This window comes from Halomonas sp. 25-S5 (assembly GCF_029889845.1).
Taxonomy (GTDB): Bacteria; Pseudomonadota; Gammaproteobacteria; order Pseudomonadales; family Halomonadaceae; genus Halomonas.
The window spans coordinates 93,141-106,853 of the sequence record NZ_JARANV010000008.1 but is presented as its reverse complement, the minus strand read 5'-3'; the positions used below and the strand labels follow the sequence as shown (position 1 = coordinate 106,853).

Here is a 13,713-nt window from a genome sequence, read left to right as displayed (position 1 = left end):
GCTAGTCGTCCTCGTCGGGGTCGTGGGCGACGAAGGGCGCATCGTCGTCGCAGTCGGGTTCGTTGAGGAAGGTCGCGCGCACGTCGAGCAGCCCCAGGTGGCCGATGGAGCGGCGCCCGAGCAGCAGCGGATAGTTCATTTCCTCGCGATCGCGCAGGCTGAACTGCTCCTCATAGACGGTGTCGTCCAGGCACACCTTCATCAGCACCACAGGACGTCGGTCGGTGCCACCAGCGCCGCGCAGGCGAATGCTGCGATAGATCGGCAGTTCCATGCGTTCGGTGAAGGTCTCGCCGCTGGCCTCGTTCTCGAGCCTGAGGCGAAAGCGGACCCACGCCTCGCCCTCCTTGTCGAAGCGCTCGATGTCGCGGGCGTCCAGTGACGAGGTCAAGGCACCGCTGTCGAGCTTGGCCTTCACCTCGACCCCCCAGGGCTCCAGGGTCGCCTTCTCCACCCAGCCGAAGACCTTGTCCTCATCGGCGATGGCGGGAGACGAGGCGCTCAACAGCAGGGCGGCCAGCAGGGCCAGGCGGTAACGTGTCAGGGTCATGGTCTCCTCCGGGTCGAGGGTTCAGCGCTTCAGGCGCTCGAGCAGGTTGAGGGTGGCGAAACCATCCGGGGTGGTGCCGATGGCGGCCTGAAACTCACGCAGGCCCCGGCGGGTGTTGGGGCCCATGATCCCGTCCGGCGTGCTCACCTCGAAGCCACGCTGGTTGAGCAGGCGCTGCATCTCGCGCACCTGGCTTCGGCTCAGCGGCTGCTCTTCCCGGGGCCAGCCCTGCACTATACCCTCGCGACCGGCAATCTCATCGGCCAGGGTGCCCACCGCCAGGGCGTAGCTGGTGGCGTTGTTGTAGCGCAGGATGGCACGGAAGTTGGGGCCCACCAGGAAGGCCGGGCCCTTGGCGCCGCCGGGCACGACCACCGAGGCCGCCTCGAACTCGGGCAGCGGCGCCCCGTCCAGCGTGCGCACACCGCGTTCGGCCCAGTCGCGGCTGGGGCGACGGGTGGCAAGCTCGGTCTCGGCGTAGTCGAAGTCGTCGGGGAGACGGACCTCCACGCCCCAGGGTTGCCCCGCCTGCCAGCCGGCCCGGTCGAGGTAGTGGGCGGTAGAGGCCATCACGTCCGGGATGCTGCCCCAGATGTCACGCCGCCCGTCGCCGTTGCCATCCACGGCATAGGCCTCGAAGCTCGAGGGAATGAACTGGGTGTGCCCCATGGCCCCGGCCCAGGAGCCGAGCATGCGCTCGGGCGAGATGTCCCCGGCCTCCAGGATGCGCAGCGCCGCGAGCAGCTCGCCGCGGGCGAAGTCGCGGCGGCGGCCGTCGTAGGCCAGGGTGGCCAGGGCCTCCAGGGTCGAGAAGTCGCCGAAATTGCCGCCGTAGTTGCTCTCGATGCCCCAGATGGCGACGATCACCTCGGCCGGCACCCCGTAGCGCCGCTCCATCTCCCGGGCCGTGGCGCGATGCGCGTCCAGGCGCTCCCGCCCGGTGGTCACCCGGGTCGCCGAGACGGCGCTGTCCAGGTACTGCCAGATCGGCCGCACGAACTCGGGCTGGGAGCGGTCGAGCTCGATCACCCGCGGGCGATAGCGCAGGCCGTCCAGGGCCCGTGCCAGGGTCGCCTCGCCGATGCCCTCGGCCCGCGCCTCGCGCCGGAAGTCGGTCAGCCAGCTCACGAAGCCCGCCGGGGCCGCCGGCTTGCCGGCCTCGCGCTTCGCCACGGCGCCGCTCGTCTCGCCGCGCTCGTCGGCCACGGCCACGTTGGCCTCGCTGGTGGGCGCCGCCTGGCAGCCCGCCAGCAGGGCCAGCAGCAGAGGGGTGGTCAGCATCCGTCTCATCGTCGCTCCTGCAGGACGTTCCATGAACCGCCCGATCATCACCCAGAACCGCCCGCCAGGCCAGCCCGTTCAGGCGTTGGCGAGCGGATCGAAACAGTGCCGATACGACACCGATCTACTGTCGACTTGCGCACCGGCGCCCTTGAGAGCCGTTGCGGAAACGGCTCGGCCAAGGCACGAATAAGATGTACAAGATCTATTATCATGTATAACTACTGTACATTTAAAGGCGCCTGGTCGCCCATCACCGATGACAACACATTGAATGCGCAAGGTGCGCGAGGGTTGCCCCTTTGCGTTAGAGTGTGGAGAAAACGCGATGGCGTCCGCGCGTGAGGCGCACGCGAAGGAGCCCCATTCCCCGAGATCCCGCAGGACGACTGCCCGATGATACTACTGTGGATAGCCCTGCTTCCCTTGCTAGGGATGCTGGTACCGGTATTCACCCAGAGACGAGGCCGACGCTACTGCACGCAGTCGACCGCGCTGCTACCTGCCTTGGCACTGCTGCTGACCCTGAGTCAAGTGCCCGCCCTGCAGGCCGGCGAGGCGCTGCGCTTTACCGCCGAGTGGGTGCCGATGCTGGGGCTGGACCTGGCCTTTCGCCTCGATGGGCTGTCGCTGCTCTTCAATGTCCTGATCCTTGGCATCGGCCTGTTGATCCTCCTTTATGCGCATTACTACCTCTCTCCCGAGGAGCCCTTCGGGCGCTTCTATGCCTACCTGATCCTGTTCATGGCCTCGATGGTCGGCATCGTCATGTCCGACAACCTGCTGCTGCTGTGGCTGTTCTGGGAGCTGACCAGCATTTCCTCCTTCCTGCTGATCGGCTTCTGGTCACATCGCAGCGATGCCCGCAAGGGGGCGCGCATGGCGCTAGCGGTGACCGGCGCCGGGGGGCTGGCGCTGCTGGCGGGTCTGCTGTTGCTGGGCGACATGGTCGGCAGCCACGACATGGACACGGTGCTCGACAGCGGCGAGATCATCCTCGCCGACCCGCGCTATCCCATGATGCTGATACTGGTGCTGCTGGGCGCCTTCGCCAAGTCTGCCCAGTTCCCCTTCCAGTTCTGGTTGCCCCATGCCATGGCCGCCCCGACACCGGTCTCGGCCTACCTGCATTCGGCGACCATGGTCAAGGCGGGCATCTTCCTGATGGCCCGCCTGCATCCGGCTATCGCCGGCAGCGAGATGTGGACAGTGATCGTCTCCCTGATCGGCATGACGACGATGCTCTATGGCGCCTGGTTCGCGCTGATGAAAACCGACCTCAAAGGGATCCTGGCCTTCTCCACGGTCAGCCACCTGGGGCTGATCACGGTGCTGCTGGGCATTGGCAGCCCCATGGCGGTGCTGGCTGCGCTCTTCCATATCCTCAACCACGCCACCTTCAAGGCGGCATTGTTCATGAGCTCGGGCATCATCGACCACGAGGCCGGCACCCGCGAGCTCAAGCGCCTGGGAGGGCTCAGACACGCCATGCCGATCACTGCCCTGCTGACCACCCTGGCGGGTGCCGCCATGGCCGGGGTGCCACTGCTCAACGGCTTCCTCTCCAAGGAGATGTTCTTCACCGAGACACTGGCCACCCCGGTGCTCGGTGGGCTGAGCGGGTTGTTGCCGGTATTCGCCACGCTCGGCGGCATCCTCTCGGTGGCTTACTCGCTGCGCCTGGTGTATGCGGTCTTCTTCGCACCTGCGCGGGAAAAGCCCCCGAAAACGCCCCACGAACCGCCGCGCATGATGCGAGCCCCGATGGAACTGCTGGTAACACTGTGCGTGCTGGTCGGTCTGTTTCCCTCGCTGATGGCCGGTGGACTGATGGACCTCGCGACACGGGCGGTGGTGGGCAAGCCGCTCGAGTTCCACCTGGCGATCTGGCATGGCTTCAACCTGCCACTGGCCATGAGCGGGGTGGCCATCGTTGCCGGCATCGCCACCTACTGGCGACACCCCGACCTGCGTCGCTTCCTGAAGGGCTTTCGCCCGGTGGACGCGCGGATCATCTTCGAGTGCGCCATGCAGGGTCTGGCGCAATGGGCCGAGGTCATGCTGAAGAGGATCGACAATGGCTCACTGCAGCGCTATGTGGGGCTGCTGCTGCTGGCCTCCCTGCTGCTCGGCGGCCTGGGCCTGTCGATGATGCCGAGCCTGACCGGCGACGAGGCACAGCGTCCGGTAGATGGTGTCCTGCTGGTGGGCGCGGCCCTGCTGATCTTCGGTGGACTGGGCACGGTATTGACCCACCGCCACCGTCTGATTTCACTGCTGATGCTGTCCGTGGTGGGTTTGATGGTGTCGCTGACCTTCGCCCGCTTCTCCGCTCCGGACCTGGCGCTGACTCAACTGTCGGTGGAGGTGGTGACCATGATCCTGCTCATGCTCGCGCTGTTCTTCCTGCCGCAGAAGACCTACCGGGAATCTTCGCCGCCTCGCAGCCTGTACGACGCGATAGTGGCGGGTGCCCTGGGCATGGTGGTCGCCAGTCTCAACTACGCGGTACTGACCCGTGACAACGCCAGCATCTCGAGCTTCTTCCTCGACAACAGCGTACCTGGCGGCGGGGGCCACAACGTCGTCAACGTCATCCTCGTCGACTTCCGGGGTTTCGATACTCTGGGCGAGATCACCGTGTTGGCGCTGGCCGGGCTGGCCATCTTCAAGCTGCTGCGGCGCCTGCGCCTGTTCATGCCCCACAGCGACGCCGAGGGCCGCCTGTGGTCCCCGGACCGCTACCCGATGATCCTGACCTCCATTTCCATGGCGCTGCTGCCGCTGGCTCTGCTGGTCTCGGTGTTCATCTTCCTGCGCGGACACAACTTTCCCGGTGGCGGCTTCATCGCCGGACTGATCACCGCCGTGGCGCTGATCCTCCTCTACATGGCCCGCGGCGTGGACTGGGCCCAGGAACGGCTGCAGTTCGAATATCAGCCGGTCGCCATCGCGGGGGTCGGGATCGCCGCCCTGACGGGGGTTGGCAGCTGGCTGTTCGGCAAACCCTTCCTGACGTCGGCCTTCGGGCACTTCCACCTGCCACTGATCGGCGACTTCGAGCTGGCCACCGCCATCCTCTTCGACCTCGGCGTCTACCTGGCGGTGGTCGGCGCCACCCTGATGATCCTGGCCAACCTCGGCAAGGTCACCACGGCCTACAGCCCGGCCAAGGGCGCACCGGCCAATGACGAGAACCTCTCGCAGTCCAGCAAGGAGAAACACTGATGGAAAGCCTCTATGCCATCACCACCGGCGTATTGACCGCCTGCGGGCTCTTCTTGACCCTGCGCGGGCGGACCTTCCCGGTCGTGGTCGGGCTGACCCTGCTCTCCTATGCGGTCAACCTCTTCCTGTTCTCCATGGGCGGACTGACCACCGGGGCGGCCGCCATCATCGATGGCCAGGCGCATTTTGCCGACCCATTGCCCCAGGCACTGGTACTCACTGCCATCGTGATCGGCTTCGCGATGACCGCCTTCGTGGTGATCCTGGCGATGCGCGCGCGCAGCGAGATGGGCAATGACCATGTCGACGGTCGCAAGCAAGAGGAGCCCCACCGGTGATGCAGCACTTGATCGTTCTTCCCGTCGTGCTGCCGCTGCTGGTAGGACTCTTTCTGCTGCGCAGCCGGCATGGCACCATGCGCACGCACCGCATGGTGGGGGTCACGGCCACTGCCCTGCTGGTGGTCATCGCGATGGTCATGCTGGCGCGAGCCGCCGGTGGCGAGGTCACGTACTACGCACTGGGTGGCTGGCAACCGCCTTTCGGCATCGTGCTGGTGCTCGACCGCCTCTCGGCCCTGATGGTACTGCTCACCGCGGTGCTCGCCCTGGGCGCGGTGGTATTCGCCTGTGCCGGCGACGACGAGCGCGGCAGCAACTTCCACGGCCTCTTCCAGCTGCAGCTGATGGGCATCAACGGGGCCTTCCTCACCGGCGACCTCTTCAACCTCTTCGTGTTCTTCGAGGTGCTGCTGCTGGCCTCCTATGCGTTGTTGATCCATGGCGGCGGCAAGTCGCGAATCCAGTCGGCGGTACACTATGTGGTCCTCAACCTGGTAGGTTCGTCCCTGTTCTTGATCAGCGTCGGCGTGCTCTATGGTGCCACCGGCACCCTCAACATGGCCGACATGGCGGTTCGCCTGTCGGACCTGCCAGCCGACAGAGTGGGACTGGTCACCGCCGGCGGCCTGATGCTGCTGGTGGTGTTCGGCCTCAAGGCAGCAATCCTGCCACTCTACTTCTGGCTGCCACGGGCCTATGCTGCCGCCCCGGCGCCGGTGGCGGCACTGTTCGCGATCATGACCAAGGTCGGCATCTACGCCATCCTGCGGGTCTATAGCTTGGTGTTCGGCGAGCATGCCGGGGTCCTCGAGGCCCTCGAGCGCCAGTGGGTGTGGTGGCTGTCACTGGCGACCATGGTGGTGGCCGGCATCGGCGTGCTTGCCGCCCGCGACCTGCGCCTGCTGGTGGCCTATCTGGTCGTGGTCTCGGTGGGCACCCTGCTGGCCGGCATCGGCATGGGCTCACCGGCGGCCACCGCCGCCCTGCTCTACTACCTGGTCCACAGCACCCTGGTGACTGGCGGGCTCTTCCTGCTGGCCGAGATGATCGGCCTTCAGCGGGGCAAGGCCGGGACGCGGCTGGTCAAGGGGCGCCCGATGCATCACGGGAGCTGGCTGGCCGGGCTATTCTTTGTCGGTGCAGTGGCGGTGGCGGGCATGCCCCCGCTGTCCGGGGCCATCGGCAAGGCCCTGCTGCTGAACGCCGCCGAGCCCTGGCAGCAGCCGTGGCTGTGGCCGATCCTGCTGGCCACCGGTCTGTCCGCCCTCATCGCCCTCTCAAGGGCAGGCTCGACGCTGTTCTGGCGCAGCCACGAGGGCGAGGCCGTCGGCGTGCCACTCTCGCGATCGCGCTGGCTGGGTGTGGGCTGGCTGCTCGGAGCCTCACCGCTGCTGGTCGTCCTCGCGGGACCGGTCAGCGACTATACCCGCGCCACCGCTGAACAGCTGGCCGACCCCGATATTCTGGTGCGTGCGGTCCTGTCAAATGCCGGAGAGTCGCCATGATCAAGCCCCGTCCCTGGCTACCCCTGCCCCTGCTATCGATCCTGCTGCTGGCGGTATGGTTGTTGATGGCCCGCAGCATGGCGCCGGGCCATATCCTGCTGGGAAGCGTCCTCGCCCTGGTCATCCCGCTGTTGACCCATCGCTTCTGGGACGCACAGCCCCATGTCAAGAAGCCGGGCAAGCTGCTGCGCTATGTACTGCGCGTGCTGGGCGACATCATCGTCGCCAACCTGCATGTGGCCTGGCTGATCATCAATCCCCGGCAGCACATGCAGCCAGCCTTCGTGGAATATCCGCTGATGCTCGAGGAGCGCTTCACCATCACGCTACTGGCCAGCACCATCAGCCTGACGCCGGGGACGGTATCCGCCAATGTGCGCCTGGATGGCAAGACGCTGTTGATCCATACCTTGGACATGGAGGATGAGGAGGCGCTGATCACGACGATACGTGAACGCTACGAGCAGCCGCTGAAGGAGATCTACGAATGCTAGACATCGCCCTGAAGATCAGCCTGGCGCTGGTGCTGATGGCCGTTCTCTTGAATGCCTTTCGCCTGACCGTCGGCCCGAGCCTGCCGGATCGTGTCCTGGCACTGGACACCATGTACGTGAACTCCATCGCGCTGATCGTGCTGATGGGTCTGTGGCTGAACACCAAGCTGTATTTCGAGGCGGCCCTGCTGATCGCCATGCTCGGCTTCATCAGCACGGTGGCAATCTGCAAGTACATCCTGCGTGGCGACATCATCGAATAGGTCAGCACCGACGGAGCGACCATGAACTTCTATGTGCTTCTCGAAGGCGTCATTTCCTTCTTCCTGATCGCCGGGGGCATCTTCGCCTTCATCGGTTCGCTGGGCATGACGCTCCTGCGGGACTTCTACATGCGCCTGCATGGCCCCACCAAGGCCACCACCCTGGGCATCGGCTGCATCCTGATCGGCTCGATGTTCTACTTCTCGACGACCCAGGGGCAGCCGATCATCCAGGAACTGCTGATCACGCTGTTCCTGTTCATCACTGCACCGGTGAGCGCCCACCTGCTGGCCAAGACGGGTCTGCACCTCAAGCTCAAGCACGTGCCGAAGACCGGCGGAAAACCCCTGGAACTGCGCCACGATGAGGTGGGTGAGAAGCCCGTGCTGCACCCGGACCGTGGCCACTGATTGCGGCTAGACCCAGCCACCCAGCTCGTTGTCGATGATCGAGCACAACGCGGCGATGTGGTCATCGCGGTCATTCAGGCAGGGGATGTAGGTGAAGGTCTCGCCGCCGGCGGCGAGGAAGCTCTCACGGATCTCCTCCTCGATCTCCTCGAGGGTCTCCACGCAATCCGAGGAGAAGGCCGGCGACACCACCGCGATGTGCTTGTTGCCCTGGCGGGCCAGCGCGGCGACGTGCTCCACGGTCGCCGGCCCCACCCACTCCTCGGGGCCAAACTTGGACTGGAAGGCGGTCTGGACCGCCTCCTCCTCCCAGCCCAGCCGCTCGCGCAGCAGGCGCGTGGTCTTCTGGCACTGGCAGTGGTAGGGGTCGCCCTCCAGCAGGTAGCGCTTGGGCACCCCATGGTAGGAGGCCACCAGCACCTCGGGCGGCGTCTCGGCGGCGTCAAAGGCCTCACGCACCGAACTCTCCAGGGCATCCAGATAGGCGGGGTGCTCGAAGTAGGCGGGCACGGTGCGAATCGCTGGCTGCCACTTGAGCCTCATCAGGGTGCGGAAGGCCTGGTCGTTGGCCGTGGCGGTGGTCGGCGAGGCGTATTGCGGATAGAGCGGGAAGAACAGGATTCGCTCGCAGCCCGCGGCCTGCATGCGCTTCAGCACACTGTCGGTGGAGGGATTGCCGTAGCGCATGCAGAAGTCGACCATCACATTCTCGCCGTACTGCGCATGGAGCCCTGCCGCGACCTTGCGGGTCTGCTCGCGGGTGATGGTCAGCAGCGGGCTCTCGTCCTTCTCGGTGTTCCAGATGCCGCGGTAGGCCTCACCGGACTTTAAGGGGCGGCGGGAGAGGATGATCAGTTGCAGCAGCGGCTGCCACTTCCAGTCCGGATAATCCACCACGCGTTTGTCGGAGAGGAACTCACTCAGGTAGCGGCGCATCGACCAGTAATCGGTGGCGTCCGGGGTGCCCAGGTTGGCCAGCACCACGCCGACCTTCGGGCGGGGCACCGGCGGGTGGTCGGGCGGTGCATGGGCCAGCCGGCCGCTACCGTGGGCATCAAGGTCGTTCGGGGCCTGGCCGGTGTTGGCTGATGTCATGCCTTGCATAGCTCGCACTCGGTGTCTTGTTGGGATTGCCCCAGTCTATCAGTCAATCGCCGGGCACCGAATAAAGTTATACTATGGATGTTATCTGTACGGCTTTTGGCCAGCTCTTGTCGATTCCGGCTTGTCGTGACGGTGAGGAGAAGATGATACGACCACAGGCAAGGAATCCAATCAGAAGACCAGCGGCATGCGCGACGTCAGCGGGTCCTGATAGTGGGTCTCACGTCCGATGACCTCATCGTGGGGCACCTGCTGGACCAGGTAGGCGCGGTGGATGCCGGCGCGCTTGAGTTCCAGATAGACGTCATCCAGAGAACGGAAGAGGATCGGCTTGCCGGCACGGGTCAGCATGTGGCGCTGCCCCTCCACGTCCTCCAGTTCGACCTGGTAGAACCGGCTGCCGGCATGGCCGATCACGCGGATCTCGAAGTTGTCGTGGCGCGCCACGAAGGCTTTCAGCTGCTGGAATTCCATGGGTCCTTCCTCCTGATGTCCGGATCGATGATGTCGAGATACAAGATCGGGCACAGCCTGACTGCACCCGATGACGGTATCGTGTCGTCGACATTATCCTGCTGTGACCCTGACCACCTCGTCAGGTTCCGGACTTACTGATATTCGGAGGGGTCGATCGCCTTGCCCAGGGAGTTGCGATCCACCCAGTTGCCGGCCTTGGTCTCCTTGTAGCGGAACACCACCCGGTCGCCGACCCGCACCGGCAGCTCGGCGTCCTCGGTCTGATAGCTGTAGGCCTCCCCCTCCACCACCAGGTGGTAGCGGTAAAGGTCGGGCATCCCCAGCCACTCCTTGAAGGGGCCTTCACGCTCCATCGACTGGAGCTCGCCGCGCCCCTCGAGCTTCGGGGTACGCGCACGATTGCCGCGTCGGAATCCGCCTGCCATGCTGCCTCCTTCCTGTGTGATTCGAGGGCTGGGCATTATACGGGGCCGGTCACGGGACTCAAGGGCGCCCTCACTCGCCGAAGGCCTCGCGGTAGCTGTCCGGGGCCAGGTCCTCGAAGCGGGTGTACTTGCCGATGAACGCCATGTGCACGGTGCCGATGGGGCCGTTACGTTGCTTGCCGATGATCACCTCGGCCAGCCCCTGGTTGTCGGGGTTATCCTGATTGTAGACCTCGTCGCGATAGACGAAGCCGATGATATCGGCATCCTGCTCGATGGCGCCGGACTCGCGCAGGTCCGACATCACCGGGCGCTTGTTGGGGCGCTGCTCCAGCGAGCGGTTGAGCTGCGAGAGCGCCACCACCGGGCAGCCGAACTCCTTGGCCAGCCCCTTGAGTGAGCGGGAAATCTCGGAGATCTCGCCGGTGCGGTTCTCGGAGTAGCCGGGGATCTGCATCAGCTGCAGGTAGTCGATCATGATCAGCGCGAGGTTGCCCTGCTCGCGCACCACCCGGCGGATCCGCGAGCGCATCTCGTTGGGGGACAGCGCGGCGGTGTCGTCGATGAACAGCTGCTTGTCCTTGAGCAGGTTGACCGCCGAGGTCAGGCGCGGCCAGTCCTCGTCTTCCAGCTGGCCGGTGCGCACCCGGGTCTGGTCGATGCGCCCCAGCGAGGAGAGCATGCGCAGCATCAGCGAGTCCGCGGGCATCTCCATGGAGAACACCATCACCGGCTTGTCGCTGGCGATCACCGCATGCTCGACCAGGTTCATGGCGAAAGTGGTCTTGCCCATGGAGGGCCGGCCGGCAACGATCACCAGGTCCGAGGGCTGCAGCCCCGAGGTCATCTCGTCCAAGTCGCGGAAGCCGGTGGAGAGCCCGGTCATCTCGCCCTGCAGGTTGAACAGCTCGTCGATGCGATCCACCGCCTTGGTCAGCAGCTCGCTCATGCCGATCGGCCCCCCCGACTTGGGGCGCTCCTCGCTGATCTGGAACACCAGCCGCTCGGCCTCGTCGACCAGCTCGTCGGCGGGGCGCCCTTGGGGACTGAAGGCGCCGTCGGCGATCTGGCTGGCCGCACGGATCAGCTTGCGCAGGGTGGCGCGCTCGCGGACGATGTCGGCATAGGCGCGGATATTGCTCGCCGAGGGCGTGCTCCTGGCCAGCTCCGCCAGGTAGGCCAGGCCACCCACGGTATCGAGCTGGTCTCGCCTCTCCAGCGCCTCGGAGAGGGTCACCACGTCCAGCGGCCGGCTCGTCTCGGCCAGGCCGGCCATGACGTTGAAGATCAGGCGGTGCTCATAGCGATAGAAGTCATCCGCCACCAGGCGGTCGGCCACGTTGTCCCATGCCTGGTTGTCGAGCATCAGGCCACCGAGCACGGACTGTTCGGCCTCCAGCGAATGCGGCGGCACCTTGAGAGCGGCGGTTTCCCGGTCGAGGGTGAGGGGTTCGTTCATGGTGCGCGGACCTTCAGGGAGAAAGGGGCTAACTCATTCTACGCGATGGCATGCCCCGACCCCATGCCCAGGCAGGACGACGGCGCCTATTCGTGACACGACGCATGACAAGAAAAGGGGGCGAGGATTCACTCCTCGCCCCCTTTTCGAGGCACGCCCACCTGGGGCGTGCCGTCGCGCTGGCCTTATTCGGCCACCACCACCACCCGGACGGTAGCAGCGACTTCGGCATGCAGGTGCAGGTCGATGTCATACTCGCCGGTCGCACGGATCGGGCCCTGCGGCATGCGCACTTCGCTCTTGGCGACCTCGATCCCGGCGCTGGAGATGGCCTCGGCCAAGTCACGCGGACCGATCGACCCGAACAGCTTGCCCTCGTCACCGGCCTTGGAGACCAGCGACAGTTCGATGTCGTTGAGCTGTTCGGCACGCGCCTCGGCCACGGCCTTGCGCTCGGCGGCCTGGGCCTCGAGCTCGGCACGCTGGGCCTGGAAGGCCCCGATGTTCTCCTTGGTAGCCGGCACGGCCAGGCCGTAGGGCACCAGGTAGTTGCGACCATAACCGGGCTTGACGGTGACCTGGTCACCCAGACCGCCCAGCTTGCCAATCTTGTCGAGCAGAATGACGTCCATTCTCGTAAACCTCTTGTCAGTGGCTGCGGGCCAGGCGTCCGCGGAAGTCCGCGAACGTGTCGATGAAGGCCACGAACAGCACGATGAGAATCATGGGCCAGGTGGTGATCAGCAGCACATAGAAGGCGACCAGCCACAGCCCGTTCATTCCCTTCAATCCGATAAAACCATGTACCAGCGCGATGCCGGCCACCAGCAGTGGCACCCAGGCCAGCATGCCCAGGGCCGGGAGCTCCAGCACCGCCCCCAGCACTCCGAGCACCACCAGCACGGCGAGCTCTCGGGGGGCCAGGCGCAGGCCGTGAAACTCCGCGCGGAACCCGCCGGGGTTGTAGAGCCCGGCCTGCCAGCCGCGCGCCAGGGCCAGGCAGGCGACGGCGGCGAGCAGCACGATCAGCGCGGTCACACCACTGATCAACAGGCCGGCCAGCTGCTCGGTGTCCATGCCCTGACGGGAGAGCTCAGTGAGCATCGCCGCGATGTCCGGCGACCCCTGGCGCAGCTGCTCCAGCACGGGGCCGGCCCCGCCCGGCGGCAGGAAGATGTCCAGCTGGATCATCGCCGCCCCGGCCAGAGTGCCGGCGAGGAGCGCCTCGCTCCAGCGCAGCCGTGAGCGCAGCACCACCGCCATCAGCACGACCAACAGGACGCTGGCCAGCGGGATGACGTCCCCCTGGGTCCACCACCAGCCGGCCGGCAGGGCCGCGGCGATGATCACCGGCAGCGAAGCGGCCAGGCCATGTCGCAGCGTGACCAGGGCCACCACGGCGGCCCCCAACCAGAACAGCCAGGGAATCGCGGTGGCCACGGCCGCCCCGCCAGCGGCGTGGGGCGTACCGCGCATCATCCAGCGGGCAACGGGCAACATCACGCGCGGTGCATTACTGGTGGCTGTCGGAGTAGGGCAGCAGCGCCAGGTAGCGTGCCCGCTTGATCGCGGTGGACAGCTGGCGCTGGTAACGGGCCTTGGTCCCGGTGATGCGGCTGGGAACGATCTTGCCGGTCTCGGTGATGTAGGCCTTGAGCGTGTCCAGATCCTTGTAGTCGATCTGCTTCACGCCTTCAGCGGTGAAACGGCAGAACTTACGGCGACGGAAAAAGCGTGCCATGGGAAGACTCCTTCAGCGGTGCGATGGGGTGGCTCAGGCGGATTCGGTACTACGCGGCTTCTCGTCGCGACGCACACGCTTCTCTTCCACCGGCTTCATCATCGGTGAGGCCTCGGTGATGACTTCCTTGGCGCGAACCACCAGGCTGCGGATGATGGCGTCATTGAAGCGGAAGATGTTCTCGATCTCGTCGAGGGTCTCGCCGCTGCACTCGACGTTCATCAGCACGTAGTGAGCCTTGTGGATCTTGTTGATCGGGTAGGCCAGATGGCGACGGCCCCAATCCTCGAGGCGATGCACGGTGCCGCCGTTCTCGGTGACGAGGCCGGTATAGCGCTCGACCATGGCCGGGACCTGCTCGCTCTGGTCCGGGTGGACCATGAAGACGATCTCGTAGTGACGCATGAAATCTCCTTGCGGTTTGGCAGCTTCCT

16 protein-coding genes are annotated in these 13,713 nt (G+C 65.7%); 6 read left to right on the top strand and 10 right to left on the bottom strand.

What is annotated here, in order from left to right:
• Position 1: 1 nt before the first annotated feature.
• A complete protein-coding gene (locus OP498_RS08135; RefSeq protein ID WP_280546065.1) occupies positions 2-550 on the bottom strand; it encodes an ATP-dependent zinc protease in 549 nt (182 codons plus the stop codon).
• Positions 551-571: 21 nt separating this feature from the next.
• Positions 572-1,840, bottom strand: a complete 1,269-nt coding sequence (locus OP498_RS08130; RefSeq protein ID WP_280553186.1) for a lytic murein transglycosylase — start codon at positions 1,838-1,840, stop codon at positions 572-574.
• A 387-nt stretch (positions 1,841-2,227) separates the two neighbouring features.
• Here OP498_RS08130 and OP498_RS08125 point away from each other — a divergent pair, with 387 nt between their 5' ends.
• The 6 genes from OP498_RS08125 to OP498_RS08100 are packed head-to-tail and all read left to right on the top strand — an operon-like array spanning position 2,228 to position 8,073.
• Positions 2,228-5,059, top strand: coding sequence for a monovalent cation/H+ antiporter subunit A (locus tag OP498_RS08125; RefSeq protein ID WP_280546067.1), 2,832 nt, complete (start codon positions 2,228-2,230; stop codon positions 5,057-5,059).
• Positions 5,059-5,397, top strand: coding sequence for a Na+/H+ antiporter subunit C (locus OP498_RS08120; RefSeq protein ID WP_280546069.1), 339 nt, complete (start codon positions 5,059-5,061; stop codon positions 5,395-5,397). The genes OP498_RS08125 and OP498_RS08120 overlap by 1 nt, the downstream gene beginning before the upstream one ends.
• Positions 5,394-6,905 (top strand): monovalent cation/H+ antiporter subunit D, encoded by a 1,512-nt coding sequence (locus OP498_RS08115; protein ID WP_280546070.1) that lies wholly within the window; start codon positions 5,394-5,396, stop codon positions 6,903-6,905. The genes OP498_RS08120 and OP498_RS08115 overlap by 4 nt, the downstream gene beginning before the upstream one ends.
• Complete coding sequence (locus OP498_RS08110) at positions 6,902-7,399, top strand: Na+/H+ antiporter subunit E (RefSeq protein WP_280546071.1); 498 nt, start codon at positions 6,902-6,904, stop codon at positions 7,397-7,399. Before OP498_RS08115 ends, OP498_RS08110 begins: the two co-directional genes overlap by 4 nt.
• Positions 7,393-7,662 carry a K+/H+ antiporter subunit F gene (locus OP498_RS08105; protein ID WP_280546072.1) on the top strand — a complete coding sequence of 90 codons (270 nt, stop codon included), beginning with the start codon at positions 7,393-7,395 and terminating at the stop codon, positions 7,660-7,662. The genes OP498_RS08110 and OP498_RS08105 overlap by 7 nt, the downstream gene beginning before the upstream one ends.
• 21 nt (positions 7,663-7,683) lie before the next feature.
• Positions 7,684-8,073 carry a Na+/H+ antiporter subunit G gene (locus OP498_RS08100; RefSeq protein ID WP_280546073.1) on the top strand — a complete coding sequence of 130 codons (390 nt, stop codon included), beginning with the start codon at positions 7,684-7,686 and terminating at the stop codon, positions 8,071-8,073.
• 6 nt (positions 8,074-8,079) lie between these two features.
• On the opposite strand, the gene hemH is transcribed toward OP498_RS08100, so the two are convergent.
• The 8 genes from hemH to rpsF all read right to left on the bottom strand — a co-directional run bounded on the left by hemH (position 8,080) and on the right by rpsF (position 13,684).
• Positions 8,080-9,168, bottom strand: a complete 1,089-nt coding sequence (gene hemH, locus OP498_RS08095) for a ferrochelatase (protein WP_280546074.1) — start codon at positions 9,166-9,168, stop codon at positions 8,080-8,082.
• A 180-nt stretch (positions 9,169-9,348) separates the two neighbouring features.
• The gene (locus OP498_RS08090; protein WP_133482903.1) at positions 9,349-9,651 is read right to left on the bottom strand and encodes a DUF6482 family protein; all 303 of its coding nucleotides are present in this window, start codon (positions 9,649-9,651) and stop codon (positions 9,349-9,351) included.
• A gap of 134 nt (positions 9,652-9,785) precedes the next feature.
• Entirely contained in the window at positions 9,786-10,079 is a 294-nt protein-coding gene (locus tag OP498_RS08085; RefSeq protein ID WP_280546075.1) for a hypothetical protein, read from the bottom strand.
• 70 nt (positions 10,080-10,149) lie between these two features.
• Positions 10,150-11,538, bottom strand: coding sequence for a replicative DNA helicase (gene dnaB, locus OP498_RS08080; protein WP_280546076.1), 1,389 nt, complete (start codon positions 11,536-11,538; stop codon positions 10,150-10,152).
• A 185-nt stretch (positions 11,539-11,723) separates the two neighbouring features.
• Complete coding sequence (rplI, locus tag OP498_RS08075) at positions 11,724-12,170, bottom strand: 50S ribosomal protein L9 (protein ID WP_280546077.1); 447 nt, start codon at positions 12,168-12,170, stop codon at positions 11,724-11,726.
• 16 nt (positions 12,171-12,186) lie between these two features.
• Positions 12,187-13,038, bottom strand: a complete 852-nt coding sequence (locus OP498_RS08070) for a hypothetical protein (RefSeq protein ID WP_280553211.1) — start codon at positions 13,036-13,038, stop codon at positions 12,187-12,189.
• Positions 13,039-13,051: 13 nt separating this feature from the next.
• Positions 13,052-13,279, bottom strand: coding sequence for a 30S ribosomal protein S18 (gene rpsR, locus OP498_RS08065; RefSeq protein WP_280546079.1), 228 nt, complete (start codon positions 13,277-13,279; stop codon positions 13,052-13,054).
• Between the two features lie 33 nt (positions 13,280-13,312).
• Positions 13,313-13,684: a 30S ribosomal protein S6 gene (rpsF, locus tag OP498_RS08060; RefSeq protein WP_280546080.1), complete on the bottom strand. Its 372-nt coding sequence runs from the start codon at positions 13,682-13,684 to the stop codon at positions 13,313-13,315.
• Between the last annotated feature and the right edge of the window lie 29 nt (positions 13,685-13,713).

Excerpts from the sequence above, each read along its gene's own strand:
- OP498_RS08135 (WP_280546065.1), bottom strand. The coding sequence starts at position 550 with ATGACCCTGACACGTTACCGCCTGGCCCTGCTGGCCGCCCTGCTGTTG.
- OP498_RS08130 (WP_280553186.1), bottom strand. The coding sequence starts at position 1,840 with ATGAGACGGATGCTGACCACCCCTCTGCTGCTGGCCCTGCTGGCGGGC.
- OP498_RS08125 (WP_280546067.1), top strand. The coding sequence starts at position 2,228 with ATGATACTACTGTGGATAGCCCTGCTTCCCTTGCTAGGGATGCTGGTA.
- OP498_RS08120 (WP_280546069.1), top strand. The coding sequence starts at position 5,059 with ATGGAAAGCCTCTATGCCATCACCACCGGCGTATTGACCGCCTGCGGG.
- OP498_RS08110 (WP_280546071.1), top strand. The coding sequence starts at position 6,902 with ATGATCAAGCCCCGTCCCTGGCTACCCCTGCCCCTGCTATCGATCCTG.
- OP498_RS08105 (WP_280546072.1), top strand. The coding sequence starts at position 7,393 with ATGCTAGACATCGCCCTGAAGATCAGCCTGGCGCTGGTGCTGATGGCC.
- OP498_RS08100 (WP_280546073.1), top strand. The coding sequence starts at position 7,684 with ATGAACTTCTATGTGCTTCTCGAAGGCGTCATTTCCTTCTTCCTGATC.
- hemH (WP_280546074.1), bottom strand. The coding sequence starts at position 9,168 with ATGACATCAGCCAACACCGGCCAGGCCCCGAACGACCTTGATGCCCAC.
- OP498_RS08090 (WP_133482903.1), bottom strand. The coding sequence starts at position 9,651 with ATGGAATTCCAGCAGCTGAAAGCCTTCGTGGCGCGCCACGACAACTTC.
- OP498_RS08085 (WP_280546075.1), bottom strand. The coding sequence starts at position 10,079 with ATGGCAGGCGGATTCCGACGCGGCAATCGTGCGCGTACCCCGAAGCTC.
- dnaB (WP_280546076.1), bottom strand. The coding sequence starts at position 11,538 with ATGAACGAACCCCTCACCCTCGACCGGGAAACCGCCGCTCTCAAGGTG.
- rplI (WP_280546077.1), bottom strand. The coding sequence starts at position 12,170 with ATGGACGTCATTCTGCTCGACAAGATTGGCAAGCTGGGCGGTCTGGGT.
- OP498_RS08070 (WP_280553211.1), bottom strand. The coding sequence starts at position 13,038 with ATGTTGCCCGTTGCCCGCTGGATGATGCGCGGTACGCCCCACGCCGCT.
- rpsR (WP_280546079.1), bottom strand. The coding sequence starts at position 13,279 with ATGGCACGCTTTTTCCGTCGCCGTAAGTTCTGCCGTTTCACCGCTGAA.
- rpsF (WP_280546080.1), bottom strand. The coding sequence starts at position 13,684 with ATGCGTCACTACGAGATCGTCTTCATGGTCCACCCGGACCAGAGCGAG.